The following is a 25,238-nucleotide window of genomic DNA, read 5'->3' on the forward strand; positions in this document are numbered from 1 at the left end:
AAGTTTTTCGTCTATAGAGGACGGAGAATTCGGATGTTTCATCGGAATTTGCTTTTTAAATATGGAGTAGGACTTTTCTTTCCATTTTTTGTGTTAATGATTCTGTATCATGTCTTTTTTACATACCCTACGATCCAAAAAGAAGAAAGCAGTTCGGCTGGTTTGTTTATCTTGCCTGTTGCTGTTTCTGTATTCTGTATTTTTGTTGGGGTTATTTTCGCTTTGTTCATTATAAAATCTTCTCAGCTAAGAGGGGGCTTCTTTGCAAAGCAATATAAGAAGCAGGTTTTAGCAGAATATCTGGATGATAATGAACTGGTAATCAAAAAGAAATCTAAAAATCAGGGCGCAAAAGAGAAAAAGAAATTTCCAAAAGTTTATTATAAAGCGGATGGGGATGCGGATGAATTCACATTTAAAATTGGAAATAGGTTTCAAGATAAGTTTCTTCAGATTGGCCGTCCTTTAGAAGACATGTATCTGGCGGACTTGGTGGCTGTTAAACGTGCGCCGGGACATGTGACATTCCGATATTTAATTGATGTACAAAGTAAGCGAATTGATTTCTCAGAAATGAGTGCTGAAAACGGAAAAGTTAAATTGATGAATGGTGTCTGGTGGGAATATGATGATCTACCTCACATGCTCATAACGGGTGGTACCGGAGGAGGAAAGACGTATTTTATTTATGCGTTGATTGCTGCCTTGGGTAAAGAGGGTCGTGTGCATATCTCCGATCCGAAAGCCGCCGATTTAGCTGATTTAGGAAATTTTAACGCCTTTAAAAATTTAGTAGTGAGTGATAAAAAGGGTATCTTCGGTCAAATGGAAGAAGCTGTTGATCTTATGGATAAGCGATTTTTATACATGAAAAAACAGCCGAACTATACGATTGGTAAAAATTATCGCTATTACAAAATGAAACCTGAATTCTTTATTGTGGATGAGTGGGCAGCGTTTATTTCTGTTTTAGATAAATTCGGAAGAGGAGAGGCGCTTACAGAAGAAAAACTGTATGAAAGTATTTCCCCACTTGTTTTAAAGGCTCGACAAGCAGGAGTATTTATCATTGTTGCTACTCAAAAAGCCGGAACTGATGTAATTCGTTCGTCCATTAGAGATAATTTGATGTGTAAGGTCTCGTTAGGTCGATTATCTGAACAAGGATATATTATGACCTTTGGCGATGAGCAGAAAAACAAATCTTTTATCAATAAGTATGGAGTGAAAGGTCGAGGGTATATTGATGTTGGGGCAGGTGTCCCACAAGAATTTTACTCTCCATATGTTTCTCCAACATTTGATTTCGTAGAGTATTTTAAAAATATGGATGAAATGCCATTTACGGATGTTTTATCGGTTGAAGTTACTGAAGAGGACAAAGAGATGCTTAATGAGATTTATAACGATCAATTTATTGAAGCGGAGCAAGAAAGAATCGCCCATGAGCAGGATGAGAGAAGGGCGCAAAGGAAAAGAGAAAAAGATGAAAAAGCAGAAGCGCTGCTTTCAGGAGAATCTTATTCTGAGCAAGTGAAAAAACGGAAAAAAGAGGTGGTTTAAATGAAAGAGGAAGTAGAAATAAAATAGATGGCAACTACTCTCGAAACAGAAAGGAAGAGTTTTAGTGATTTTTAATTTGAAAGGGAATGAAAGAGTTTCTTATAATGATGACGATTGTGAAGAGTTTGAGGAAATTGTCGAGGTATCATTTTCAGTTACTAATTTTAAAACTATTTTTGATGAACTGATTTTGAAATATGATTCGGAGGAGATTACTAAGATTTTGATGGACTGTGAATATAATCTTGTTTTGAATACAGATAAACGAATACTGGAAAGTGGGAAAGTGATAGTTGCAGAAGCTCAGTATTTGTGAAAATGAAGGTGGTGCTTTTTGATTTATTATTCGATAAATGAAGTGTGTGACCAGTTATTAGTAAAAGAAAGAACATTGCGTAGTTGGATTACTAAAATTGAACAGCGAACGGCTTTTCGATTTACTAGAAAAATTAATATGGAGAATCCGCATTATGTGCAGGGAAATCCTGTTCCTCAATTGTCTTTAGATGAAGAAGAAATAGGGTTATTAAAGGAATTAAAAATGAATAGGCAGCAAGGGGCGAATTTATCTGAAATGATTGATCGTCTTTTTTTATTGCCGGAAGATTACGACAAACGATACCCAACTCAATTGAGAGCATAACACGATTGTATACGCACGTGCATTTTGCGAAGCAGGATGCATGAAGTGAATGCCGGGCGTAAGCCCGGCATTTCCGGCACCCCGTTTGGTAATACGGGGTGCAGAATAACAGAAGTAAAGAAAAAATAGTGCTTAAAACCTTTTGGTATCAAGGGATTGAACGTTTTGAACTTGTGGGACAAATTACATGATTTTGTCCCATCAGTGAACAAAAAGGAGGAATAACGCTGGATGGTAAGGAATTAAAAAGAATCAGAAGGAAGTTAGGCTATAATTTGAGGGATTTTAGTGAGAAGGTTAAAATCTCTAAATCTACACTTTCTCGTTATGAGAATGACAATGTGCTGCTAACAGAGGAAAAAGAGAATGAAATAAAAAAAGCGCTCGGTCAATCACTTGAAAGAGCTTATGAGCTGCATGTACATTTCGATTATCTGCGAATGACCTTTTTTGAAAGTTCGATTCGGACGGTACTTGAAAAGGTGCTGTGTATTCCTGAAAAATATTTTATCCGGGAACATTCGAAAAAAAATAACTATGAAGCAAAATATAGTTGTGGAAACATCGTGGTATTTGATCGAGTCTCCGATGATAGTCAGGGAATCTTACTTGATTTGACCGGACAGGGAGTGTACGAATTCGAGCAACATTTAGAAAGCATGGGAATGTCCTTTAGGGATTGGTTGAAAAAGGTACTTGATCCAAGCTGGTATTCCTTTCGAGGATATTATTCTCGGCTACATTCTACTCGATTAGATATTGCGATTGATGAAATGTATGATCCAATCAACGGCAATTTTGATTTATACGAACTAAAGAAACGTCGGGATCAAGACCTTATAAGTTCGAATTTTAGAGTGTATCGGGAACAGGAAAAGAAGTTCCAACAAGAAAATGCTGGCTTAACCCTCTATCATGGTGCTCGTGGTGGCAATCTGTTTGTTCGATTCTATGAAAAACGTTATGAATTAGCTGATAAGTTAGGACTTAGTGTGGATGATGTATTGGAAGAGTACGGTGTCTGGAATAGATATGAATTGGAAATCGGAAAAGAAATCAATGAGAAAATTTTTGCAGATTATATCAATGGTGTTTCACTGGATGATATTGCAATAAATTTATTGCTTTCAAAGTTTGAAGTTTTCGATGAACGAATGAATGAACATGGAAATCTGGAACGAGTGTTTTATGATAAATGGTATGAGATTTTTGGTTCTTGGAAAAAAGTGAAAATCAATCACAAGAGAGAAGAGCCGAGTATTGAGAAAAATATGCGTTGGATCGAACGACAAGGTGCAGGTGTTCTTAAAGGGATTCAGGTTTATCTTGGAAAAGAAGAATTTAACAAGTGGCTTAATGATGTGATAGATCGAGCGGAACTTTCAGAAAAAAGAGAAAAACAGCTGATGTTTGAAAAAATGATCGAGCAGAAAGGATTGAATCTTGTCTAATTTAATAGGGAATAAGCGTACATTGAGCTGCAAAGTTCATTTTGTAGGCTCTTTTTTTGCTGACGATACATCTGAAGTATGGGGAAAAGCATTAAAAGAATTTTGGAATCTGTTGTTAGTAGAATATCTGTTTTGCATACGTGAGAATCAGATCGTTCGTGATATAGAAAAAATAGGAATCAAGACAATTCTATTGGAATCGTGGCTTGAAAAGAAAAGTGACTTATTTTTTAAAGAACACATCTGGCTTTGTGACGAAAACGGAGAATGCTATGTCTACACAAAAGAAGAGTTAGATGGTGTTTATAGGACGTTTGTCTATGCGGAAACATTAGATTTACTTATCCCTAGTATCAATGAACGGCAAGGTCAGTTTCGTTATTTTACCAATACGTTAAAAAAACAAGGTTGGGAAATGTCATATGTGTTCGAACGAACATTATTAAACAAAGGTGTTTTCTTAATGAGTCAAAGGGATCAAACAAAAAGGATGCCTTATGAATTTATGAAGAAATTGAACATTCGAATGGGATGAGGTGGAAGAAAAATGAGTTATGTACCGTTTGAAGTACTAAAGAAACAAGTGGAACACGCTGTATTTTATCGGTTGAAAGAGTTGTTGCCTGTACTGGAATTTCATGTTTATCAACAAGCATTTGAAGAGAGCGAGTGGGTTGAATTCATGAGACGAGAGATTTATTCAAAATACGAAAATGGGGAGGTTCCTTCTGGACGACTAGAAGTACTAAAGACGGAATGGAGCATACAGTTGCTTCCATCTTTAAAAAGTGAATTGAGAATCGTTCAGTAAATGAAAAAAAACTTAGTGTATTTGGAGGAGATATGATGGCTGAAGTGAATGAATTTACAAAAGAATTAAGAGTAATTTTAGATGCTGCAATTGAGCTGGAAGCAGACCCTAAAATCTTAGAAGAAAACAGGATTAAAGTCAGTCCTCGTTGCGGCTATGATTTAGAAGTGCTGCAAGCGGAGGCAACTAGACAAGGGGTAATGTTGGTTGTTAACAATATTTACTTGACTGAATTAGATGAAAGCAAAAAGGAACTGGATAACTTTTGTTCAATACTAAATATTGCTGGTGTCTCTCATGACATGGTAGGAATCAATAAAAAGTTGTTGAAGTATAGACTGGTCGTGTTTCCTGCTTCTGAAATTGTTGGACTGGCATTGGAAAATGATGCTAAGAAATTTGAAAAGTTGGAAATTGTCTTTGAAAAAGGGGCGATTCAGGCAAGGGATTCACGTGGCGAATTGGAAGATAATTCAGAACGTGGCGAAAGAATCCGTCAAAAAGAAGAAGCTAGTCAAGCGCTAAGTCGTTACGGCATTGAGTTTCAAGCGGTGGACGCTGAGACAATTGAGGTGTTTCCGTCAAGTCACACTGAGCGGCAAGAGATCGAGCGGACACTTAAGGAATACAGGTTAGTGCAGTTCGTTTATAAAACGGATAAGTACACTAAAATTCCGATGAGTGCAGCGGAAAAAAGAGAAATTGTTAAAGATTTGGCTGCAAAGTTTAAGCAGTACGGAAACGGCTTTTTAGAAATGAAAAATGCTTATACGATCGTTGCGTATGCTAAGAGCGAAAAGTTACGTGAGTTGTACAAGAAAATGTTTTCTGAATACTGGTATCGCTATGTAGAGGTCGATGGAGAAATTAAGGCTTTGCGACTAGTTGTTGAAAATCTCTATTCTAACGGAGAAATGTTCACAAATGATGAGTGGTCAACGATCAAGCATAAAGCAAACGAAATGGTTGAATCTCTTTCTGATGTAGTAATTGACTTTTCGAATGAACAAGTAATAATTCGTGCGCCGAAATTCGACTCAGTTCGTACGCTTTATTGGCTGAAAAATTACGATAGTCGGAAATTGGAAGCTGAGAATGATAAAGGGTTTATTTATACCAATATCACATTCAAATTTGATGAGTAGTGCTTGGAGTTGATTATTCAACTCTATTTTTTATTGCGAAAGGAGGATTGAATATGTGGGAAAACGGATTAATTGGTGGATATAGATATTCAATTAAGCATTATGAAACACCATCCCCAAGCGGCTTGGAGGGAAGCAAAATTAGTAAGCTCGATCTTATTGATGGAGAGACTAATGAAATCGTTGCTAGTTACGATCGAGGATGGGATGTAAAGCCGACTGAGCCGGAACACGAACGATTGATTGGCTTGATTGTGAATAGATTTTTATAAGAAAAAAAGGAAGAGAGTGAGAAGAAAAATTGAAATTACTGAAAGGTGTGACAAAAGATGCCAATTGGATACTTTGAAGGTTCCGGTTATTTAATGCATTTCAAATCAACTGTATTAAATCGAGTGATTTATCATTTTCCAGAAGTTTCGGATGAAGAGGTTTATAGATTGTTACATGAAACCGATACGTGGAATCGTTTAAGTCAATCAGCAGGCACTATGGATTTCGAAGAACAGGTCGATGATGCGGCGGATGAGATTGTTGCGAAGTTGACAAAAATTATTGAATAGAAAGGAGTCTGATTAATGAAAAGAGGTACAACTTTCGAAGAGTATGAAAAAGATGCGAGATCGTTTGAACATTTTATTCACATTACTTTGATTTTGAGTATCGTCTCAATCTTGATAGGAATAGTTATTTCGCTGTTCGCTTTAATAGCAACTGGACTGCTCTTGCTTTTTATGGCTTTCTTTTTTGCAAAAGAATTCGAAGAAATGAAGAATCGTTATAGATTTTCTGCTGAAACTGAGTATGTGGAAGTAAATTCATTTTGTTTAGAAGAATTTGCTAAAAAAGGACGATATGGAAAAGTTTTTGAGAAAAATGGAAATGAATTCGAATTTGTCTATATTGATACATGTGGAAAAATCAATCACAAGAAGCTTTCTAGTTTTAATGCTAGTTTTGACATTTTTAATTGTATCGATGGGGAGAAGATCGTGTTAAAAGAATGTTGCTATACAGATGATCGGTTCACTAAAGTATTTGGAACAGCTCCAAGCAGAATGAAGTATGAAATATACGTAAAAATAGAAAATTTCATCATAATCGGATAAAGAAGGGAAGATCATAATGAAACAAAACAGAGGGAAAAGACCTAATAGGAAAATCAAAGAGGCATTATCAAAATCTTTCGGCGGCTGCGTGAAAGTGAATGGTTCAAACTGGCTTGTGATTGAAGAAAATGATGGGTTGGTAACCTGTGAGAATCGAAAAAACGGAAAACGTCGGGTGTTGAATGTTGCATAGGACATAAACAATAGGAGGGTCAGTATGTACAAACTACATGAAGTAGCTAAGAGGATAAAAGACCTTGTAAGAGAACATGGTTTAAATTCAGATGTACCAGAAAAAGAAATTGAATCAAGATTTGATAGTTTGTTTCATAATTCTGAAACAATAGAATATTTGGAGAAACGTGTCGCTTTTTATGAGGAACATTACAACGGAGTTAATAACGATGATTTAGACGAACTTGTTGATATTTTTCTTCCGTTGTTCGCAAAAGAATTGAACGAAAAGCTAAAAAATCCTCCATTCGTAATGATTGATGAATATTTAGCGGATTTAAAGCAATCGGTTTGTAGCTATATTAGAAGTCGCTATGATATCACTGAGGAAAAGTTTGAGCAAGTTTTTTATGAAAATCCAAGTTTTGAATCGACGAAATCTGGAATGGAGAAGATTGCTGACGAAGACGGAAAAGTGTATGACGATGCTATGCGCACCGTTAGAGCGGATGACTATGAGCAGTTAGTTTACGGAATAATGCATAGTTTAGACCAAGAAAACACGAAAAGGAGTTAGTTGATGGAGATAGTAGTTACTGTCCCGAAACGTGAAATTGACAATTTCGAAAAGGAACTTGTAGAAATCGCTGCTGATCCTGAATTATTCAAACATTTCAAACTGAGTAAGGAGCCGAAAAAAATTAATGTGGTTGAAAAGATTTATTTTGTAGTCAACGGCTCTGTCAAATACAGGGCTAATGTCTACGGATTTACTAAAAAAGGATTTACTTGTCATTCTACAGGTAGGCAGCAAAGGGGAAAATTTGTTATTTGTGACGATTTCTTTGAAGTTGAAGAAAAAATAGAAGTAAGAGGATTTCAGGGATTTCGTTATAAATGGTGGTAGAAAGGAAGGAGAAAATGTTTAAAAGTGAATACTTGGAAGAGCTTGAAAAGGAAGTTTACAAAGAGTTGAAAAAAGATTCTGATAAATCAGAAAAGGTTTTAAAAGAAGAAATAAAGTATTGTCAGGCTTCTAAAAGCATTAGCACGTTTTTAAATCATTCGATGGATCGTCAAGGGAGAGTATCAGGCTTCAACTTTGAATATCATGTTCGAATGATTTTAGATGAGCTGAAAGGGAATAAATGATTATTACAATTGATGGCTCAACTATAGAATACCTAGAAAAAATGTATCAAAGAAGGGGCTTTACAGTCCATAAAATCAAAACTGAATCAGAACACTTTGAACAAACAGTAGCCGGGTTAAAACCTTTTGAAACAAGACTAAACGATCGAAATTATAAGATCGGAGATATCTGTATTCAGTGTGAATGGAAGAACAATGAATACACGGGGCGTTACCTTATTGGTTGTATCATTTACATGAACAATTTCAAACTGCAAGAAGGCTATATAACATTTACCTTCGAACAATTCTAAAAAAAGAAAAGAGGAAAATAACTTGAAAAGAAAAACAGCAACAAAATTAGTTTTATTTAGTGCAATCTTAGGAATGGGTTTTTTATCAGAAACAGCAGAAGCAAATATTTTGGAGGCTCCGGGTCTGATTATTCCTACTTCTTCGGATACGGTAAGTTCAAAGTACAGCTTCATTGCGGGATTTAATGAAGAGAAGACAGAAACGAAAATTTTTGGCGATGGCGTATGGCGTGAGCTTTCTGACGATGGAACGCTTAAATCGCAAGGCTACTCTTCAAAAGTAGCGGTGTTTAATCCAAATCAGCAAGCAGATCATGAATCGCTAAAAGGCAAAGTCGGCGTTTTATATACCAACGTTGGAATTTATGATGGAAAAGCGATTGATTTAAAAGTCACTTTAAAAGATTGGTCAGCTCCGGCAGAAGACCATTTTTATGGAAATATCATGTTGGGTCTTGATATGATTTCTCTAAACACTCAGAAATACTATAATGTAGATTTTGATTTTGAATATTTTGAGCATGGAACAGATACTCCGGCAGATGTATCAGGATTTATGACAGTTAATGATCTGGATGATAGCCAAAAATTCGGTATGAGCCAAGAGACATCTTCGAATGTATCGGCTGTGTACGTAAACGCAAATACAAATAAGATTTCATTTAAAGATCGTGATGGTTCGTTTCTTTTTTATGATGGAACAAATACGCTCGTTGAGCCGGATAATCAAGATCATACATTCACATTCACTTACAGTGATTCTTCAAAACTTTCGTTGTCTTGGGGAAAATTAACTGCATCGGGAGAGGGAAGTGAGGACAGAAAAAATCAAATCATTGGAGATTTCTTTGGGTATCTTGCTAAAAAGCCGGTACGAACTGAAACACTTGATCCAACCAAACAAGGAACGGATGAAGACGAAACCCTCGTGGAAGAAAATACACTGTCTACAGCGACAGAATCGTGGCTCTACACGATTACACACCAAGTCCCGGATGAATATGAAGAATTCTATTATTCGTCTTATGCATTCAAAGATACCGTTTTAGATGTTCTGGATATTGCGGAAGAATCACTTATTATCATGAACGAATTAGATGAAGATGTGACGAACTGGTTCGATATCACGATTCAAGATAACGTGATTGAGTATCAAGCGAAGCCAGAAACACTGCTGAAAGCTGATTTCTATAATCATTACTACAGAACAATGTTTTCAGTTCGTGTGAAAGATGGTGCAGACGTTACTCCATATTTAGATGAAGACGGAATGTTGAGACTTGAAAACCAAGCATTTGTTTCTGTCAATGGAGAAGAAAAAGCTACAAATACGACTGTTACATTATTTAAGGATGAAATTCCTGTCGAATCAAGCGAATCAACTGAGCCAAGTGAAAGTGAACCAGAAATTTCTTCAACGGTGGAATCAACACTTGAATCAAAAGAAGCGCCTGTAGAAATCCCCGATACGTCTTCAGGATCAAATCTTGAAGTAATTGGAATTTCTGCAATGGTTTCAGCTACAGTTTCTTTGCTGTTCAATATTTTTGGAAAGAAGAAAGTTGAAGATGAAAAATAGACTCCTGTTTTTGCTAAAAGAAAATATTGTGTTGATCGTCTTAGTTTTTACAATTTTTGTAATCGGAGGCGGTTTTTATTTTGCGGCGCAATATAAATACGATGTGATTTTTGATAATCAGTTGAAATTACTTGAGGTTGCTCGAACAAGGGAACAGGCGGACTTGCAGCCGATTCAAGAAAAAATGAGGAAGAAATCACAAGAATCTTCATCGGAATCAATTCAGGAAGAGATCACTAGACCTACGATCGCTGATTTGAAAAATGCTGAACAGCACATTGAGGAAGTACAAGAAAATGTGATTGCAGAAGTTGAGATTCCGAATTTAGGGCTAAATGTCCCGATCCTAGAAGGCGTGACAGATCAAAACTTGATGTTTGGTGCTGCTACTTATTTTGAGAATCAGCGACCGGGAGAAGGAAACTATGTGCTTCTCAGTCACAACGTAAGAGAAAACTCAAACATTCTCTTTAGTAATCTGAATCAGGTTACTGAGGGAATGGTTGTGTACATTAAACAAGCAGGAGAAACGTATAAATATCGTGTAACTGGGAGCGAAGTTGTGAAGAGTAATGAAGGGAGCAAAGTATTCAAGAAAAGTGAGGAACCTATTCTCACGATGATTACTTGCGAAATTGCATATAAGACACCAAATAGAAGAGTGGTTTATGCAGAATATTTTGAGTGAGAAGAGCTTAGAAATAAGTTTTTTATACTTGCATAGAAGGATACTCAATTCCTTATGGACATAAACTACTGTGTCCTATTAGGGGATTGTGAGTAACAAGATTTTTTATAATCTCTGAAGCATAAAAAAGACTCCCGGGGAGACGGGAGTCAACACACACAACTACAGGAGGCACACACATACCTTGTAGTTATAAACCGAGTATAAATGAAAACGGAATTTTTACAAAACTAAATGCTTGATATTTAATATCAAAATAGATATAAAAAATTAATTAAAATGAAATATATTGCGAAAGAAGGATGTGAATAGATAGTTGTTTAAAAAAGAAAAAAATCATTATGAAATGGTCTTTGAGTTAGCGGACGGAAAAATCATTCGAGAACCGATTTCCTCAAAGAAACGTTTGACTAAGGAAGAGGCATTAAAAAAATTCTATAAGATCAAAAAAGGCGTGTTGTATTTTAGAACGGAACAAATTTTTCCTTCAGTGCGTTATGGAGATATCAAAGAAATATCACTAGAATATCGACCTTCACTCGCTGAAGAACTTACAGCAGTGCAAACAGATACTAACGATAGTAAAACAGATCCGGCTATTCAAAAAGTTCAGGGGAAAACTGATTTTGACAGATCGGTATTTGCTGAAAAAAGAAAATCGCTTGATCTAACTCAAAAGGCGCTAGAGGAACAAACAGGAATATCTAGGCGGAAAATATCTGATTTCGAAAGAGGAAAACAACTGCCAACGGATGAAGAACGTTGGAAACTATGGGAGGTTTTAGATGATAAATCGTCGCCAGAAATACCACCGGAATTATTCGGGAGTCCGGATTCGTCGTCTGAACAGACAGAAAAAGAGACGAATCTCAAAGAAACTGATTCAGAAACTATTAAGGATCATGAAGTGGATTCTTTTGAATATGACTTTGAAAAGCAGGAGATAAATTTCTCTCCGGATATGTTCCAAAAAGAGAAAGAGCTAAAAAAAAAGAAAAAGAATCTATCAAAGCCGCCTAAAGGCACAAAGCGAACGAGTACTACAACAAGAATCGCTGTGTGGGGGCTTATTTTTGTTCTTGGTGGTTCAGGGATGTATGCACTCACGCAAGCTGCTGTAGCTTTAGGAACAGCTAACGGAATGCAGAAAAGTGTATCTGTGATTGAAGAAAAATTAAACAATCCAGAAGTTAAAGAAGATACGACAAAGCAGCTTGAAACGTATATGAAAGGTTTTGTTCCGACGTTTGCTAATTTACCGGGAACTCAAACAGAACAAACAGAGCGTGAAACATTACTGAAAGAATATCTAGGCGAAAGTCTGACATTCCAAAAATCAAGCAGCTATGAACGTACGCTGATCGATTATCAAATCTACGAAATTACAGAGGGAAGTGAATACAATATTGTTTCTTATCTGATTGAGTATGAACTATCCGAAATTAATTCCAGTACACTAAGCAGTTCAGCTAAAAAAGAGGATGCAACAACCGAAAAAGAATCAGTGACGGATAAAATTTACAAGCAACTTCTTCATGTTCCTTACGTTGAACAAGAGGGAATGTTTGCGATTGTTGATTATCCATATATGACCACAGCTCCGGCGCAAAAAGCAACGACTAAACCATTATCAGGAGAAGAAACTCTTTCAGAAGCGGCGTCGGATACACAAGCTGAGGTTAATGAGTTCTTGAAACAGTTTTATAAGAGTTATGCAGAATCAAGCGTTGAAGATATCGCTTATATGATGAGTGAACCTGAATCTCTAAACAACTCTGTTGAATTTGTTTCAAGTCAGGAAAAAATATACGACGACAACGGCTCGATCATTGTGAAAACAACCATTGTATTCCAACTAAAAGGAACGGATGTTGAGACAATCGAAAACATGACGTTGAAACTCGTGAAAAAAGACAATAAATATTTTGTCGAAAAACTACTACACACACACGGAGGAATGGAAAATGAGTAAATTGAAAATTTTGACAGCAGGTCTGCCTAGTGCAAAGGGACCATTTGATTACATTCAAGAACAAGGAAAGTATGTGCTACTTGGACTTATGATTTATGCTTTTATCAAGTATTATAAGGACGAGAAGTGGGGAAAAATGACAATTTCAGGTATTGCTGGCGGTATTGTCTTGATGTTTATTGGGGCACCAGATATGGTAGGGAACGCTTTGAAGGCGGTCGGTAACTTATTCATGCCGCAATAATAGGAGGAAACGATGAAACAAATATTTGATTATTCAAAGGTGCTAAATGAACCAGTAAAAATTCGGCAATTGACCGATAATTTTTATTTTAAAAAACCACGTGAGATTAGAAAAGGTGTGACGTTTGTTGTTACTTTTCTGATCCTTTTTATTTTCTTTAGGGGGCTGATAAATCTTATCAGTTCCTTTTTGCCGGGTGCGCTGTATGCGATTTACATTTTCATTCCGTACAACGCCATGAATCTGTTGTTTAAATTGAAATTTGATTATAAAAGTCCTTGGGTTTATTTGAAGGATTTATATTACTACACAATCAAAATTCAGTTACCCAAAAGAAAATATTGTAATGATGAGCCAGTAGAGCTAAATGGAAAAGCTATTTTTGAAAAAGTTGAAGACGAGTAAGGAGCGTGAAAAATGGCTAAAAAAGAACTAATAAGAACGCCTCTGAAAACAATACATAATAATATGATATTGACGAAAGATGGCGATATTTGGGCTTACTATAAAGTAAAGCCGGATGAGATAAATAATCATAATTTTACCCAAAGAGAAAATTCAAAAAATCGAAAATGGAATAATTTTCTTAAGAAAACTCTATCAAAATTTGAGGATATTGAATTATTTTCTTATCCGAAGGATTTACAACTGAAAGCAAGATTTGATAGTTTATGGTCAGAATTTTCCCCGGATTCAAAAGATGCTGCTTCGTATTATGCGAATGCAACAACAGTTAAACTTGAAAAAGAATTAGGCATGATTACGACGGATGCATACATTCTAGGTGTGAAACTGAAGAACGTACTTAGTGATAGTAACCCTTTAGAAGCGATGAAAAATACAGTGTCAGAAGTGACAGATACAGCACTACATTTCCTTGGAAAAGAACGTCCGCTTGATTTTCAAAAATTTAATAATGTGAAAGTAGTTGAATATGATCTAAGAGGCGCTATGAGAGGTGTGAAAGGAACTGCTCTTACAGAGGGGGAAATGACCTATCTCTATCGTTCAAACTTTATTCGAGGGATTACGCATGATGCTGAGATAGAGGCATTGAGAAAAAATAATATTACCAATGCAATTCTGGATTCTGCTGAACACCCGGGATTCATAAAGATTCAAACGGACGGCGAACAATCGTGGCTTTCACTTGTTCCAATTGCTGAAACGGAATTAAACGCAACCTACAATCATTATTTTGAACTCGCCCGAAACATGAACTTTCCTTGTGAATTTAAGCTGAAAGGGCATTTGCTAGAAATGGACGGTATGCGAGGGTTTACCGAACGAATATCAAGGCTTAAGAGAAGATATCAGAATGATTATGCTGAATCAACGCAATCGGGGAACGCTGCTTCAGATAAAAATAAAGAAGCGTTGTATGCATTAAACCGTTTGGAAAATGCTATCGATAAGGGCGAACCGCTGTGGGAATGGCTCGGCTGCTATGTCGTTTATGGGAAGACTGTTGATGAATGTAAACGTAGAAGTGACTCCTTGATCCGTACATTAGGCAAAAGAAGCGTTGAGGCTATACGCCCGGCGGCGGATCAATTAAGCTTGTTCTATCAGCTCCTTCAAGGAAAAAGCGTGAAAGGGATGAACAAGTGGTTGCGGATCACTGCTGCTGATACGATTGCTGAAACGTTGTTTGCTGTAACGAATAATGTAGGGAATAACGTTGGATGGTATATCGGAAGAGTAGACAGTTCATTAGAATCTGATACAAGGTTATCAAGTATTGCAGCTTCGAGAAATGTTGTGCTATTCAATCCTCTTATTGCGAACCAAGGAGGACAGGAACGAGCCAAAACACGCTCGCCTCATATCGTAATTACAGGAGAAACAGGAACAGGGAAGAGCTATCTAATGAATATGCTCTTCCTGTATTCGAGTTTCATGAAAATAAAAATCCTTCTAGTTGATCCGAAAAAGGAAAAACGAAAACAGTTCGAAAAAATTATTAACAGTAAATATTATCAACAGAAATATCCGTTGTTCGTTGAGCAGTTGAAGAAAATTCGTTATACGACATTAGATGTTGAGAATGAAAAGAATCATGGTGTGCTTGATCCAATTGTCTTTTTGAAAGGAGCGTCTGCGAGAGACACCGCTCATGCGATGTTTGATTCAGTCTATCCGTTGCAAGGGAAAGAAGAGGTTGAAACAGCGCTTCTTACATACCTTGATATCGTGATTGACCGTAGAGCATTAGGCGAGAGAGTCGGAATGAAAACAGTGATACAGTTAATGATGGAGAGCGAAGATCAAATTGTCGGAAAAGCGGCAGCTTTGATGGAGAAAAAAATCAATAACAGTATTCTGGAACTTGGTTTTAGTGACGGAAGCACCGAAGCATTAAATCTACAGTCTCGATTGAATGTCTTAGAAATCTCTGGAATGGAATTGCCGGATGATAGCTTAGATGTAGAGGATTACGATGATATCCATAAAAAATCATTGTGCTTGATGCTTCCACTTGGAAAATTCTGTGAGAAATTTGGTAGTGAAAATCCAAATGAATTCACAATGGAATTTTTCGATGAAGCATGGCTGTTCACGAAAGCACGTGGCGGAAAAGCAATCCTGAAATCAATGAAACGTACAGGACGTTCAATGAATAATGCCTTGGTATATGGTACACAATCTGTAAAAGATACCCAAGATGAAAACGATCAAGGGCAATTCGGAACAGTCTTTGCATTCGATGAACCATCAGAAAGAAAAGCGATCCTTCAACATGTCGGCATTGAAGATTCAGAAACAAATGAAAAATTACTATCGGGTCTGCTTCAAGGGCAATGTTTGTATCGTGATATCTATGGACGAGTCGCAAAGATATCTATTCATAATCTCTTTGAGGAATTTGATAAGTCCGGCGAAACAGTGAAGGAAACAGCTTCTAGCCAAGCAGAAAGAAAATATGCGGCTGCATAGAAAGAGAGGTAAAGCGTTGAAAATATTACTAGTCATAAAAGAAAAAATCATTAATTGTGATATGTCTATTTTTGAAAGACTTTTAAAAATTTTGGTCGTTTGCGTTGTTATCGGCACGTGTGGGATTCAAATTTTATTAAGCGCTGCGGCTATTTTCTTTCTCTTGATAAATGATTTTATCTTTGCGTCACTCTATGGTTTATTGGTATTGACGTTTGAATGGTTTAAATATAGAGCGTTGCATAAACATAAAAATGATTAAAAATATAATAATAAGGAGGGATAAAGTGAGGAAAACAATTTTCTTACTTTTTTTGTTGCTGTCGATGTTTTCATTTCCACTTTCGGCAGCGGCAGAAGATATTCAAAATACGCCTAACGAGGCACAAGGTCTGAAAGTGGAGAAATTCGATTTAGATTCTTACCAAAGTTATGTCAATAACAAAGATTCAATGAATCCTATGACTGACAAAGGACAGGCAGGTTGGATCAATGGAGCTGCGAATATTCTTTTCGGCTTCAATAAAATGTTTTATAGTGCGTTTGACTTTGGATTGGAAATATTTTCTGAGAAAAACATTCTGAATCAGTACGTCGATCAATTCACGCTGTACTCCAAAAAAATCTATAATAATCTCTATTCAAAATACATAACAACGATTGTGGTTATTGTTGCTGTGTATTGCTTCTATTTGTATGTGACAAAGGGCGAACGTCAGGCAATCAATAAATTTTTGACGTTCATTGCTATTTTCCTGGTAGGCTTTGTGTGGAATGAAAAAGCAGGAGAAATCATTAAATATGCGGATTCTCTAGCGTCGGAATTACAAGCCGACCTTATGACGATTACATCAGAAGATCAATCAGGAGATGATGCCACAACAAAGGTTCGTAACTCGCTATTCGAAATGACAGTCGAAGAACCGTTTTATTTATTAAACTACGGTGTAACGTCAAAAGAGGATATTAATACTAAAGAAGAACCGAATAGATCAGAAGCGTTGTTAGTAACAGAAGCGACGAATTCTAAATACGAAGAGTTAAGAAAAGTAATCGAAGGCTCAGAATCAGACAATAAGTTCTTAGCACCTGATAAAGCTGGTTGGAAACTTTCGATTGCCGCATTGTCAATTCCAATGACGCTATTAATAGGCATACCGATGTTTATGATTCAAATGTTCAATTTCTTGCTTCAAATGATCGTCTTGTTGATTTCCTCTGTAATAGGTATTTCAATGTTTCTAAGTCTGGTTCCGGCGTTTTCGGGAGCTGCTAAAAATACCTTCAAATACTTGTTTGGTGTTGTGGCTCTTCGAGCAGGAACAGGACTTGCCTTTAGCTTGTTAGTTTTGATTGTTCAGTTAGGACGAGTGATTGTTCCCGCTGCGGATGCAAAAAGCTATATGGTACAAGCATTTACAATTTTCTTCATTATTTATATCTGTTGGAAATTCCGAAATAAAATCATTGTCATGGTTACTGGTGGAATGGTCGCAAGTCTTGAAGGCGGAATGTGGAAACAAACGAAGAAAGTTGGAAAAGATGGATGGGATTCTGTCAAAGCGACAGAAAATGCGGCAAGAGGTGCTCGTTCTATCCCTGATTTCTTCAAACAACGCTTTGGAAGACAGAAAGAGGAGGAGGAGTTGGAAAGACGGAGAGATTCGTCAGTCGATCCGAACGATTTAACAGAAAATAATAATCAATCGGATGTTCCGTTTGATATCAATTCTGGAAATCTTAACACTAGTCCAAAGTATCAGGAACATTTAGAGAATGCGACGAATGATATTCAAGATGATATTTCATCGTTGGGAACGGACATGAGGAAAGGATTTTCAGAAATGGACGATCCGGAAACGATGTATAACGATATGTCTGAAAATGGACTAAATCAAGATGATTATTCTGATTTGTCTACTGCGTATGATTATCCAGAATATGAGAATCAAAATTATTCAATTAACGAAGGGATGGTAAGAGACAGTGAAGGATATTCAGCGGTTGAATTTGATGAACCGGATATGAATATTTCGGAATACACAACAAATCATGAACAAAAGCTGCATGATTCATACGATGTTGACTTAACGAATGAATATGGCAGTGATTTACAGGAATCACAAGAATCCAGAATTCCAGAAGGATTAGATCAAACAGAATACGAGCAATACAAGTCTCAAATGTACGGAAAAATTGTTGATTTCCCTAGACCGAAAAAAGATGAAGAGACAACGGCTGCATTCTACGAAGAACTAGCAGAAGCGAGAGGAGAGTAAAAATGATAATGAAGAAGAAAGGGCTGATTGTCTCGGCTCTTTTTTTATTATTTCCTTTTATGATGGTGTTGTTCATGATTGGAGGAAGTAGCAATGAATCAGACACTACCACTGAGGAAAATATGGAATTGAGTACGCAAAATATTAGTGAAAATGTAATGAAATGGAAATCAGAAATTGAAGCCGCTTGTAAGAAATACGGAATTTCAGATTATGTAGATGTGGTTCTGGCAATAATCATGGTAGAGAGTGGCGGCTCTGTTCCTGATCTTATGCAATCGTCTGAATCATTGGGTTTACCAATGAACACGATTAAAAGTGAAAAGGAGAGTATAGATGCAGGGGTAAAGCATTTAGCGAAATGTGTGGAATTGGCAAAATCAAAAGGAACAGACTATTGGAGTGCTGTTGGTGCATATAATTTCGGATCAAACTATATCAACTTTTTAGCGAATAATGGAAAGAAACACACAATCGAATTAGCTGATAAATACAGCTTAACCGTGGTAGCGCCAAGTTTAGGGAACTCAACAGGTGCCAGATATTCTTATTCACACCCTGTTGCCATTTCCTATAATGGAGGTTACCTATACTGGAATGGCGGAAATTTCTTTTATGTTGCTCGTGTACAAGAATACCTGAAATCTTCAGCTAGTTCCGGCTCTTCGGATGCTTCGGGATGGAAAGCGGAAGCCTTGAAAAATGCTAGAAATGATATAGGGAACACTTATCCTACTGGGTGGGGGAATCGTGGGGAGTGCATGGTCGCTGTTCAAATGTGGATAAATGGAGTTAGACAAGGAAGTTGGATTCCGGGAGGTGTACGAACTGGCTACTTACAGTCTGGCGCAATTGAAGTTCCTTGGACTTCTGCAAAATCAGGAGATGTCATTCAATATGAAAGTTTAAGTTCGCCGGATACCTTTGCGGTGGGTGTTCATACAATGTTTGTAGAAAAGATTAATTCCGATGGATCAATTCATGTGATCGAATCAAACGTGCCGGGAGGCAGCGGACTTGTTGGAGAAAGAACGGTAAAACAAAGTGATGCACCTTCGGGTTGGCGGTCTGTAGTATGGAGATTTCCGGATCAATAGAAAAAAGGAGAGAAAAAAATGGAAACGAAAACAAAAGTAATAATCGGAACTATCGGAGTGGTTCTCTTGGCGGTAGCTAGTTTTTATCTTCAGAAAGAGAAAACAACAAGCGGAAACCAAGTGACTGAGATATCTAGTTCGCAGAAGCTACTCAGTCCCTATACACCGCAATCGTCAGAGGAGACAACTACTTCTGCAAGTGATGTAATACAGACAAACCCTGATCTTCACTTGTTCAATGTAGCGTTTGTTCAAGCGTTCAATGAATATGATTCATTAGTTGAAAGAAGCCGACGACTTGAACCATACATGACAGACGACTTGTATAAATACTATAGAATAGAGGAGTCGCCCGAATTAACGGAAGCTAATTCAACGGTAGAGATCAATGCAATTTATGAAAATGTGCAGCAGAACTCAGACTTTTTAAATGATATCACTGTGACAATTGATAATGTAAAAAAAAGAATGATTTTTAGAGTGAAGTATATATCAGAGAAAGACAGACATTCAGTTTCAGAAGTCGAGTTTTTATCAGTTCAAGACGCTATTCTTGATTGAATAACTTTAATGATTATGTTATAATATAGGTAACAATAAGCAAGGAGAAAGTATATGAAATTAAAGAACTTGTTCTATATAAGCATAATAGCATTTTTGTTATTTTTAACTGGTTGTTCCGACTCTTCAGCAGTAGATAAAACAGAAGAGAAGAACGACTCTTACTATGAAAAAATAATTGATGGATTTGTGGCGAACTGGGATGGGGATTTATCTAATGTTACCGAAGCACAAGTTTATAATATAGAAGAAATTGAAGGAGTGAAAGCTAGTTCAATTTTGATTCACGTTGTAGGTGATTATAAAAATGAAAGACGTGATTTTCCGAATAGTGATTGGTATGGTATCTATATTGTAGATAAAACAGAATGGTATGAAGGTACTGAGCTAACTGCTACTGATCGTGTAGAAGAAATGATAAAAGCCAGTGAATTGTTGTATGAAAAAGAATATTGATTTTGCAAGTTCTTGCTACTCTTAAGTGAGTAGCAAGTTTTTTTTGTTATGTAAAGAAAGTTGTTGAACTCATTTTTTACACTATGATAAACTTTAAACAGGTAATAATTATTATATTGTAAAAAAAGGAGAAGCGATGGTAAAAAATAGCGTAACAAAAGCGAATACGATTGCAAGTAAAATTTCTTCGGGTAGTAGTATGTCTTTTGAGGTGGATGCTTCAGTGTCGTATTCATCAAGCTCAGCTGTTTCAGGATTAACAGAATGCCTTTCAAGTCTTTCAGGGCTAGTACAGGGCTTCTCGTCAAACGTGACGACAGATAGCGGGAATATTCGGATGATTGCTTCAGCTTATAAAAAAGCTGATAGCGATGCAGGGAAGGGGTTTTCTGATGACTGATAGAAAAATGACAGAAGAAGCTCTATTCGAAATGAAAAAAGATCATGAGAGTTTAGAACAAGAAGAGAATACGATCAAAAAAACTAAGAAACGTATATCAAATTTTATGGAAGAGTGGCAACGATTAAATAATGCCGAGATGGAAATTTTAGATGAGGTTGCTTTTCTTAGTCAGGGTACTCATTCAGAAGGTCATGCGTTGAGAAGTTTGGATGAAAGAGAAATTGTAATCGGACAAACACGCTCGATGGTTGATTTCGAACTTGATGAATTGGACCATAAACAGAAATGTTTAAGAATGGAGATAGACGACTTAGAAAGCGATATAGATCGTCAACAAAAGGCGGTGTATGAAGATGCCTAAAATCGACTTTGCGGAGTTGTCTGCGGTGGCTAACTCAATTAATGGTGCTGTTATGGATGTAACAGACTCTTTGAATAATGTAAAAGAAGGTGCTAACGATCTAGTAGAAACTTCGGAGCTTGATAGTAATGCATGGAGTAGTGCGAAAAATTATTTTCAAACCTATCCTGTTCTCGCTGATGGTATATGGAATAGTGCAATGACGGTATCGGAAACACTCTCAACTTATCTGACAGCATTCCAATCTGAAGTAGGGTCGCCTAAAAATCAATTAGATACTGACAAGTTAGAAGAGATGCAAAGCAAGTTAACCTCAATCCAATCAAGCAGAAGAAACTTGATTGAAAGCATGTCAAAAGCGGAGGACTATGTTCTTTCGAATCTATCGAATAGACTTTCTGGACTTGATACAAGCGCTGAATATTTTACGAAAGAAATTGAAGTGTTGACGAAGTATAAAGATTTTGAAGCGGGTCATGCGAATGATTTTGATGACGTTCAATCTACTATTGGCGAATTAAAAGCTGGTATGACTCAGATATCTACTCGAAAAAACTTTGATCCAATAAGGGGATATGCACAAATAAATTACAAAGCGGCTGATTGGTTTACAAAAGTATCTGAATTTAACTCAAACCAACCTGAATGCCGTATCGTCTTTCATACTATTGATATACACGGAAAAGATAAGTCTGTTACTCTCAAAGTGTATAAGAATGGTGTAGTAGATGAAGAGTTAACTGAAAAAACTATGTGGTTATTCCTACAAGAAGATTTGATTGACTTATTAAATGTTGCAGGGGAAGTTTCCGGCGTTTACGATGGTTACAGATTTTTTGTTGGAAAAGACCCTGTCACGGGCGAAAGTATCTCGTTTGAAAAATGGATGGAAGCAGGATTCTGGACGGCATTAGAAGTTCTCTCTGCTGCTAAAATGCTAGATATGCTAAAAAATATTAAGCTAAATAAGAAACTTCTCAATGGCATAGCATTAACAGAAGATGAGCTCAGACTATTCGCAAAACTGGATGATTTGGGCGCTTATAAGACAATCGAAAAACTTGATGATATAATAAAAGATGGATCACACTACGTTGATGGTAAACTAAAACCTAACACAATTTATGTGACAGGCGAAAACAAGTATTTATATGAAACAGATTCACTTGCAAGGATTGTAAATGCAACCGCTGATGATTTAGTGTTTAAAACACATAAAGGACGTTTAAAACATGATCCGAATACTCCGGGTAAGTTAGCTAATGATGATGCAGGGCACATTTTTGCAGATTTGTTCGGCGGTTCGCCAGAATTGGATAACTTGATTTCAATGGAGAGGTATACAAATCGTTGGGGCGAATATAGAAAGTTAGAGCAACAATGGGAAAAGGCGCTAAATGCAGGGCAGAAAGTATCAGTTGATATAAAAATAAGTTATGTAGGAGATGCGCCGCGCCCGAATGCTCTAAACATTTCTTATACTATTGATGGAAACTACTTTGAAAAGAATATTGTAAATGTAGGAGGTAAATAATGATAAATGAACTACAAGATAAATTCATGGAATTACAGACAGATATGGTAGAGATAGCGCTAGAATATGTGAATTGGAAAGCTGACTGTATTTATATTTATGGCTCAATAGAAAATGATGCAATCACAGCAGATGTCTTTTACAAAATTAATAATAAGGTTTATCTAAAATATAAGATTAATGAAGCTAACAACTCTTTTGATGTGAGTATAGAGAGGCAGAAAGGACTAATCAGCATATGTGTTGCTGATATGACGAAAGTAAAAGAATTGTTTGAAGCTCACGATAGCGATGTTCCTACAGAGATTAGGCTCACTTATAACTTGAAAGCAGAAAAAGAGAAATTCCAAGCTCAATATAATTATGATCCAGTAACGGCTTTAGACCCGGAATTAACGACTAATGATGTGTTCACACAATGGTACAATGAAGTGAAAAAAGAAGTTGAAAGTTAAGAGGAAATATTCATGAGTAAATATTACAATTTGTATTACCTGAATTATCAAAAAGCGTTTGAGATTTCAATGCTTATTGATAATAATATAGTTGAAACTATAGTGAAAGAAACATCAACTGATTTTTCAGGAGAAGCTGGTATTTCAGCGAGTACAGCTGATCTGAAAAATATTCCAGTACTAGGTAATTATATTCCAGAATTTGAAGCATCAGGAAATGGTAATGTGAGTAAATCAAAAAAAACACTGGATAATATCAATGTAATATCAACTAAATCAACTATGCTAAAGCCTGTTGTGGAAAGAGCTAAGAGGATTCAAGTGCTTAGTGAAAATAAGATAGGTGACTTAGTTAAAATATCTAATGTGGAACTAACTATTGAAAATAGTGATGATATCCTTTCTGTGAAGACTCTTTTAAGTGGACTAATCAATAGTGTTCCAGTTGATGGGGTTGGCGATTTGGATATTAGTAAGCTTTTTGAAGTTTTTCTAAAAGATACTGCGTATATTATTACTGGTAAAAATAAAGGGAAATTCTTTTCTGAGAATAGTATTGCAATAAAAATACCAATAGAAACAGAAGCTGAGTTAGAAAACAAATATAGTATTTCTGATTTGGAAATAGGAAAAGTAACAATCATTGGAATTTATCGGGGAGAGTATTCGAAAAAGCAACTATTAGATCAAATGGATTTGATTGAGAAAATGCAGAATCTATCAAAAAATAGTAATAATGAAATTGAAACAGATGAAGAACCTCAAAAAAAGGACAGAGAAAATGCTAATAAAAAAATTCACTTTATTGATGTCATTGCGATAATTCAAGATTTGAATTTATAGGTGTGAAAATATGGAAAAAGTTAGTCTTTATGAATATAGTAAGCATAATTTTGAAGAAATTCAAAAAGAAATGACGATATATTATGTAACTTTGAATGATATTCAACAACTAAATGATGAGGATAAAGAAGTAGCTGAAAAGCATTTGGAAAAAATCGAAAATTTTGAATGTTTTGATTTAACTCTCTTGATTAGTTTGAATAATGGGAGAATAGATTTATGGGTTTCTTCCATGATTAATATTTTTAAATGTGTTCAAAAGAATAAAATGTCAACGATTTTTATTATCAATAAAACATTTTCTAAAGACGTCTTGGATTCAATGTATGCCTTTGTTGACGAGATATTACCATTAGAGTTTCAATTGGGAATTGAGACCAATCTATATACAAATATTGTTGATATTGAAAACTTTCGATTAGTAGAATTCCAGAATTATATTGATAGTCATATTTTCGGAAATACTAAACTTAAATCTCGTCTTTTTGAAGAGATACACAAATTTAGAGTGTTCAATCGAATAGATGAACAACCCATATTCTCTGCTTTCCTTTGTGGCAATTCTGGTATTGGGAAAACGGAACTTGCTATGCAGATTCATAAATATCTTAGTCCTGATGAGTCGTTTATAAAAATTAATTTGGGGAACTATAGTGGTCAAAATTCTTTATCTAGTCTTATAGGAAGCCCGAGAGGATACTATGGTAGTGATTCGGGTGAATTATCTGATAAAATTCATGGTAGTAATTCCTCAGTTATTTTAATAGATGAATTTGAAAAGGCTGATCACTCTATTTTTAATTTTTTTCTTGAACTTTTATCTGATGGAAAATTTACTGATTCCTTAGGTAGAGAATACGATTTGAATAAGTATATAATAATTTTTACATCTAATTTAGCAATAGATGAAATCAATAGTACAATACCTCCTGAACTTCGTTCAAGGTTCAATTTGTTTTATAAGCTTGTCCCCTTGACTGACCAGGATAAATCGGATTACGTTTCCTATAAATGTGAGTATTATTCGAAAAAAATTTCAGATGAATATGAGATTGAAATATCTCAAAATCAGCTTAATAATATAGCAAACATTGATGTTTCAAAATACAATAATTTGCGTTATATTAATAAGCAAATTCAATTGAACCTTTTAAATGAATTAAAGGATGAAATAATTTAGGGGTATGGGGTAAATACAGATAGAAGAGTGTGGCAAAAGAGAGAGAATTTTTTTAGAAGAAACTGGATGTAATATGAATTGATGAATATTATTAAAGTGACTCTGATTTTTATGAATAAAACATGCCCGTGGTAATTGAGATTTTTGACCCAGTTTATGACCCAGTTTAAAATTTTGTTAGTGGTTACTAGTAATGTTTTTTTCTGAATACTAATTTGATCTTTTTCTTATCTGACGCTTGATGATGTGTATTGGTGTTAGCGTAATTGACTATATCGAACAAGGAAAAATCGCGAAAGTGAATACAG

Annotated in this window: 32 protein-coding genes; all 32 read left to right on the forward strand. The window is 35.9% G+C overall.

The window, feature by feature from the left end; translation table 11 throughout:
• Positions 1 to 33 precede the first annotated feature (33 nt).
• The 32 genes from I6N96_RS12640 to I6N96_RS12795 all read left to right on the forward strand — a co-directional run bounded on the left by I6N96_RS12640 (position 34) and on the right by I6N96_RS12795 (position 24,930).
• The gene (locus I6N96_RS12640; protein ID WP_245186961.1) at positions 34 to 1,563 is read left to right on the forward strand and encodes a cell division protein FtsK; all 1,530 of its coding nucleotides are present in this window, start codon (positions 34 to 36) and stop codon (positions 1,561 to 1,563) included.
• 64 nt (positions 1,564 to 1,627) lie between these two features.
• Positions 1,628 to 1,879 carry a hypothetical protein gene (locus I6N96_RS12645; RefSeq protein WP_209557904.1) on the forward strand — a complete coding sequence of 84 codons (252 nt, stop codon included), beginning with the start codon at positions 1,628 to 1,630 and terminating at the stop codon, positions 1,877 to 1,879.
• A gap of 18 nt (positions 1,880 to 1,897) precedes the next feature.
• Positions 1,898 to 2,206 carry a hypothetical protein gene (locus tag I6N96_RS12650; protein WP_209557905.1) on the forward strand — a complete coding sequence of 103 codons (309 nt, stop codon included), beginning with the start codon at positions 1,898 to 1,900 and terminating at the stop codon, positions 2,204 to 2,206.
• 227 nt (positions 2,207 to 2,433) lie between these two features.
• A complete protein-coding gene (locus tag I6N96_RS12655; protein ID WP_283811202.1) occupies positions 2,434 to 3,657 on the forward strand; it encodes a replication initiation factor domain-containing protein in 1,224 nt (407 codons plus the stop codon).
• Entirely contained in the window at positions 3,650 to 4,192 is a 543-nt protein-coding gene (locus I6N96_RS12660) for a hypothetical protein (protein WP_209557907.1), read from the forward strand. The genes I6N96_RS12655 and I6N96_RS12660 overlap by 8 nt, the downstream gene beginning before the upstream one ends.
• A 12-nt stretch (positions 4,193 to 4,204) precedes the next feature.
• Positions 4,205 to 4,468, forward strand: coding sequence for a hypothetical protein (locus I6N96_RS12665; protein WP_209557908.1), 264 nt, complete (start codon positions 4,205 to 4,207; stop codon positions 4,466 to 4,468).
• A 35-nt stretch (positions 4,469 to 4,503) separates the two neighbouring features.
• On the forward strand, positions 4,504 to 5,613 hold the full coding sequence (locus tag I6N96_RS12670) for a hypothetical protein (RefSeq protein ID WP_209557909.1): 1,110 nt from the start codon (positions 4,504 to 4,506) through the stop codon (positions 5,611 to 5,613).
• A gap of 53 nt (positions 5,614 to 5,666) precedes the next feature.
• Entirely contained in the window at positions 5,667 to 5,885 is a 219-nt protein-coding gene (locus tag I6N96_RS12675; RefSeq protein ID WP_209557910.1) for a DUF7678 domain-containing protein, read from the forward strand.
• Between the two features lie 57 nt (positions 5,886 to 5,942).
• Complete coding sequence (locus I6N96_RS12680; RefSeq protein ID WP_209557911.1) at positions 5,943 to 6,176, forward strand: hypothetical protein; 234 nt, start codon at positions 5,943 to 5,945, stop codon at positions 6,174 to 6,176.
• 15 nt (positions 6,177 to 6,191) lie between these two features.
• Positions 6,192 to 6,722, forward strand: coding sequence for a hypothetical protein (locus I6N96_RS12685; protein ID WP_209557912.1), 531 nt, complete (start codon positions 6,192 to 6,194; stop codon positions 6,720 to 6,722).
• A gap of 16 nt (positions 6,723 to 6,738) precedes the next feature.
• Complete coding sequence (locus I6N96_RS12690; RefSeq protein ID WP_209557913.1) at positions 6,739 to 6,915, forward strand: DUF6906 family protein; 177 nt, start codon at positions 6,739 to 6,741, stop codon at positions 6,913 to 6,915.
• Positions 6,916 to 6,939: 24 nt separating this feature from the next.
• Positions 6,940 to 7,473, forward strand: a complete 534-nt coding sequence (locus tag I6N96_RS12695) for a hypothetical protein (RefSeq protein WP_209557914.1) — start codon at positions 6,940 to 6,942, stop codon at positions 7,471 to 7,473.
• A gap of 3 nt (positions 7,474 to 7,476) precedes the next feature.
• Positions 7,477 to 7,803 carry a hypothetical protein gene (locus I6N96_RS12700; protein ID WP_209557915.1) on the forward strand — a complete coding sequence of 109 codons (327 nt, stop codon included), beginning with the start codon at positions 7,477 to 7,479 and terminating at the stop codon, positions 7,801 to 7,803.
• A gap of 14 nt (positions 7,804 to 7,817) precedes the next feature.
• Positions 7,818 to 8,048, forward strand: a complete 231-nt coding sequence (locus I6N96_RS12705; RefSeq protein WP_209557916.1) for a hypothetical protein — start codon at positions 7,818 to 7,820, stop codon at positions 8,046 to 8,048.
• Between the two features lie 41 nt (positions 8,049 to 8,089).
• Positions 8,090 to 8,341 carry a DUF3850 domain-containing protein gene (locus tag I6N96_RS19990; protein ID WP_430650155.1) on the forward strand — a complete coding sequence of 84 codons (252 nt, stop codon included), beginning with the start codon at positions 8,090 to 8,092 and terminating at the stop codon, positions 8,339 to 8,341.
• Between the two features lie 22 nt (positions 8,342 to 8,363).
• Entirely contained in the window at positions 8,364 to 9,920 is a 1,557-nt protein-coding gene (locus tag I6N96_RS12715; protein WP_209557918.1) for a hypothetical protein, read from the forward strand.
• Positions 9,910 to 10,608 carry a class A sortase gene (locus I6N96_RS12720; protein WP_209557919.1) on the forward strand — a complete coding sequence of 233 codons (699 nt, stop codon included), beginning with the start codon at positions 9,910 to 9,912 and terminating at the stop codon, positions 10,606 to 10,608. The genes I6N96_RS12715 and I6N96_RS12720 overlap by 11 nt, the downstream gene beginning before the upstream one ends.
• Positions 10,609 to 10,924: 316 nt before the next feature.
• Positions 10,925 to 12,580: a conjugal transfer protein gene (locus I6N96_RS12725; RefSeq protein WP_209557920.1), complete on the forward strand. Its 1,656-nt coding sequence runs from the start codon at positions 10,925 to 10,927 to the stop codon at positions 12,578 to 12,580.
• On the forward strand, positions 12,573 to 12,824 hold the full coding sequence (locus I6N96_RS12730) for a TcpD family membrane protein (RefSeq protein ID WP_209557921.1): 252 nt from the start codon (positions 12,573 to 12,575) through the stop codon (positions 12,822 to 12,824). The genes I6N96_RS12725 and I6N96_RS12730 overlap by 8 nt, the downstream gene beginning before the upstream one ends.
• 12 nt (positions 12,825 to 12,836) lie before the next feature.
• A complete protein-coding gene (locus I6N96_RS12735) occupies positions 12,837 to 13,229 on the forward strand; it encodes a TcpE family conjugal transfer membrane protein (protein WP_209557922.1) in 393 nt (130 codons plus the stop codon).
• A gap of 12 nt (positions 13,230 to 13,241) precedes the next feature.
• Positions 13,242 to 15,761, forward strand: coding sequence for an ATP-binding protein (locus I6N96_RS12740; protein ID WP_209557923.1), 2,520 nt, complete (start codon positions 13,242 to 13,244; stop codon positions 15,759 to 15,761).
• 16 nt (positions 15,762 to 15,777) lie between these two features.
• Positions 15,778 to 16,023 (forward strand): hypothetical protein, encoded by a 246-nt coding sequence (locus I6N96_RS12745; protein WP_209557924.1) that lies wholly within the window; start codon positions 15,778 to 15,780, stop codon positions 16,021 to 16,023.
• Positions 16,024 to 16,048: 25 nt separating this feature from the next.
• Positions 16,049 to 18,040 carry a CD3337/EF1877 family mobilome membrane protein gene (locus I6N96_RS12750; protein WP_209557925.1) on the forward strand — a complete coding sequence of 664 codons (1,992 nt, stop codon included), beginning with the start codon at positions 16,049 to 16,051 and terminating at the stop codon, positions 18,038 to 18,040.
• Positions 18,041 to 18,042: 2 nt separating this feature from the next.
• Positions 18,043 to 19,137: a lysozyme family protein gene (locus I6N96_RS12755; protein WP_245186962.1), complete on the forward strand. Its 1,095-nt coding sequence runs from the start codon at positions 18,043 to 18,045 to the stop codon at positions 19,135 to 19,137.
• Positions 19,138 to 19,155: 18 nt separating this feature from the next.
• The gene (locus I6N96_RS12760; RefSeq protein ID WP_209557926.1) at positions 19,156 to 19,698 is read left to right on the forward strand and encodes a hypothetical protein; all 543 of its coding nucleotides are present in this window, start codon (positions 19,156 to 19,158) and stop codon (positions 19,696 to 19,698) included.
• Positions 19,699 to 19,752: 54 nt separating this feature from the next.
• Positions 19,753 to 20,154, forward strand: coding sequence for a hypothetical protein (locus tag I6N96_RS12765; RefSeq protein ID WP_209557927.1), 402 nt, complete (start codon positions 19,753 to 19,755; stop codon positions 20,152 to 20,154).
• Positions 20,155 to 20,290: 136 nt separating this feature from the next.
• Positions 20,291 to 20,554 carry a TIGR04197 family type VII secretion effector gene (locus I6N96_RS12770; protein WP_209557928.1) on the forward strand — a complete coding sequence of 88 codons (264 nt, stop codon included), beginning with the start codon at positions 20,291 to 20,293 and terminating at the stop codon, positions 20,552 to 20,554.
• On the forward strand, positions 20,547 to 20,918 hold the full coding sequence (locus tag I6N96_RS12775; protein WP_209557929.1) for a hypothetical protein: 372 nt from the start codon (positions 20,547 to 20,549) through the stop codon (positions 20,916 to 20,918). The genes I6N96_RS12770 and I6N96_RS12775 overlap by 8 nt, the downstream gene beginning before the upstream one ends.
• Complete coding sequence (locus tag I6N96_RS12780; RefSeq protein WP_209557930.1) at positions 20,911 to 22,452, forward strand: DNA/RNA non-specific endonuclease; 1,542 nt, start codon at positions 20,911 to 20,913, stop codon at positions 22,450 to 22,452. Before I6N96_RS12775 ends, I6N96_RS12780 begins: the two co-directional genes overlap by 8 nt.
• Positions 22,452 to 22,907, forward strand: a complete 456-nt coding sequence (locus I6N96_RS12785) for a hypothetical protein (protein WP_209557931.1) — start codon at positions 22,452 to 22,454, stop codon at positions 22,905 to 22,907. The genes I6N96_RS12780 and I6N96_RS12785 overlap by 1 nt, the downstream gene beginning before the upstream one ends.
• Positions 22,908 to 22,919: 12 nt before the next feature.
• A complete protein-coding gene (locus tag I6N96_RS12790) occupies positions 22,920 to 23,750 on the forward strand; it encodes a hypothetical protein (RefSeq protein WP_209557932.1) in 831 nt (276 codons plus the stop codon).
• A 10-nt stretch (positions 23,751 to 23,760) separates the two neighbouring features.
• Positions 23,761 to 24,930: an AAA family ATPase gene (locus I6N96_RS12795; RefSeq protein WP_209557933.1), complete on the forward strand. Its 1,170-nt coding sequence runs from the start codon at positions 23,761 to 23,763 to the stop codon at positions 24,928 to 24,930.
• Positions 24,931 to 25,238: the final 308 nt, after the last annotated feature.

This window comes from Enterococcus larvae, assembly GCF_017830045.1.
GTDB lineage: Bacteria > Bacillota > Bacilli > Lactobacillales > Enterococcaceae > Enterococcus_L > Enterococcus_L larvae.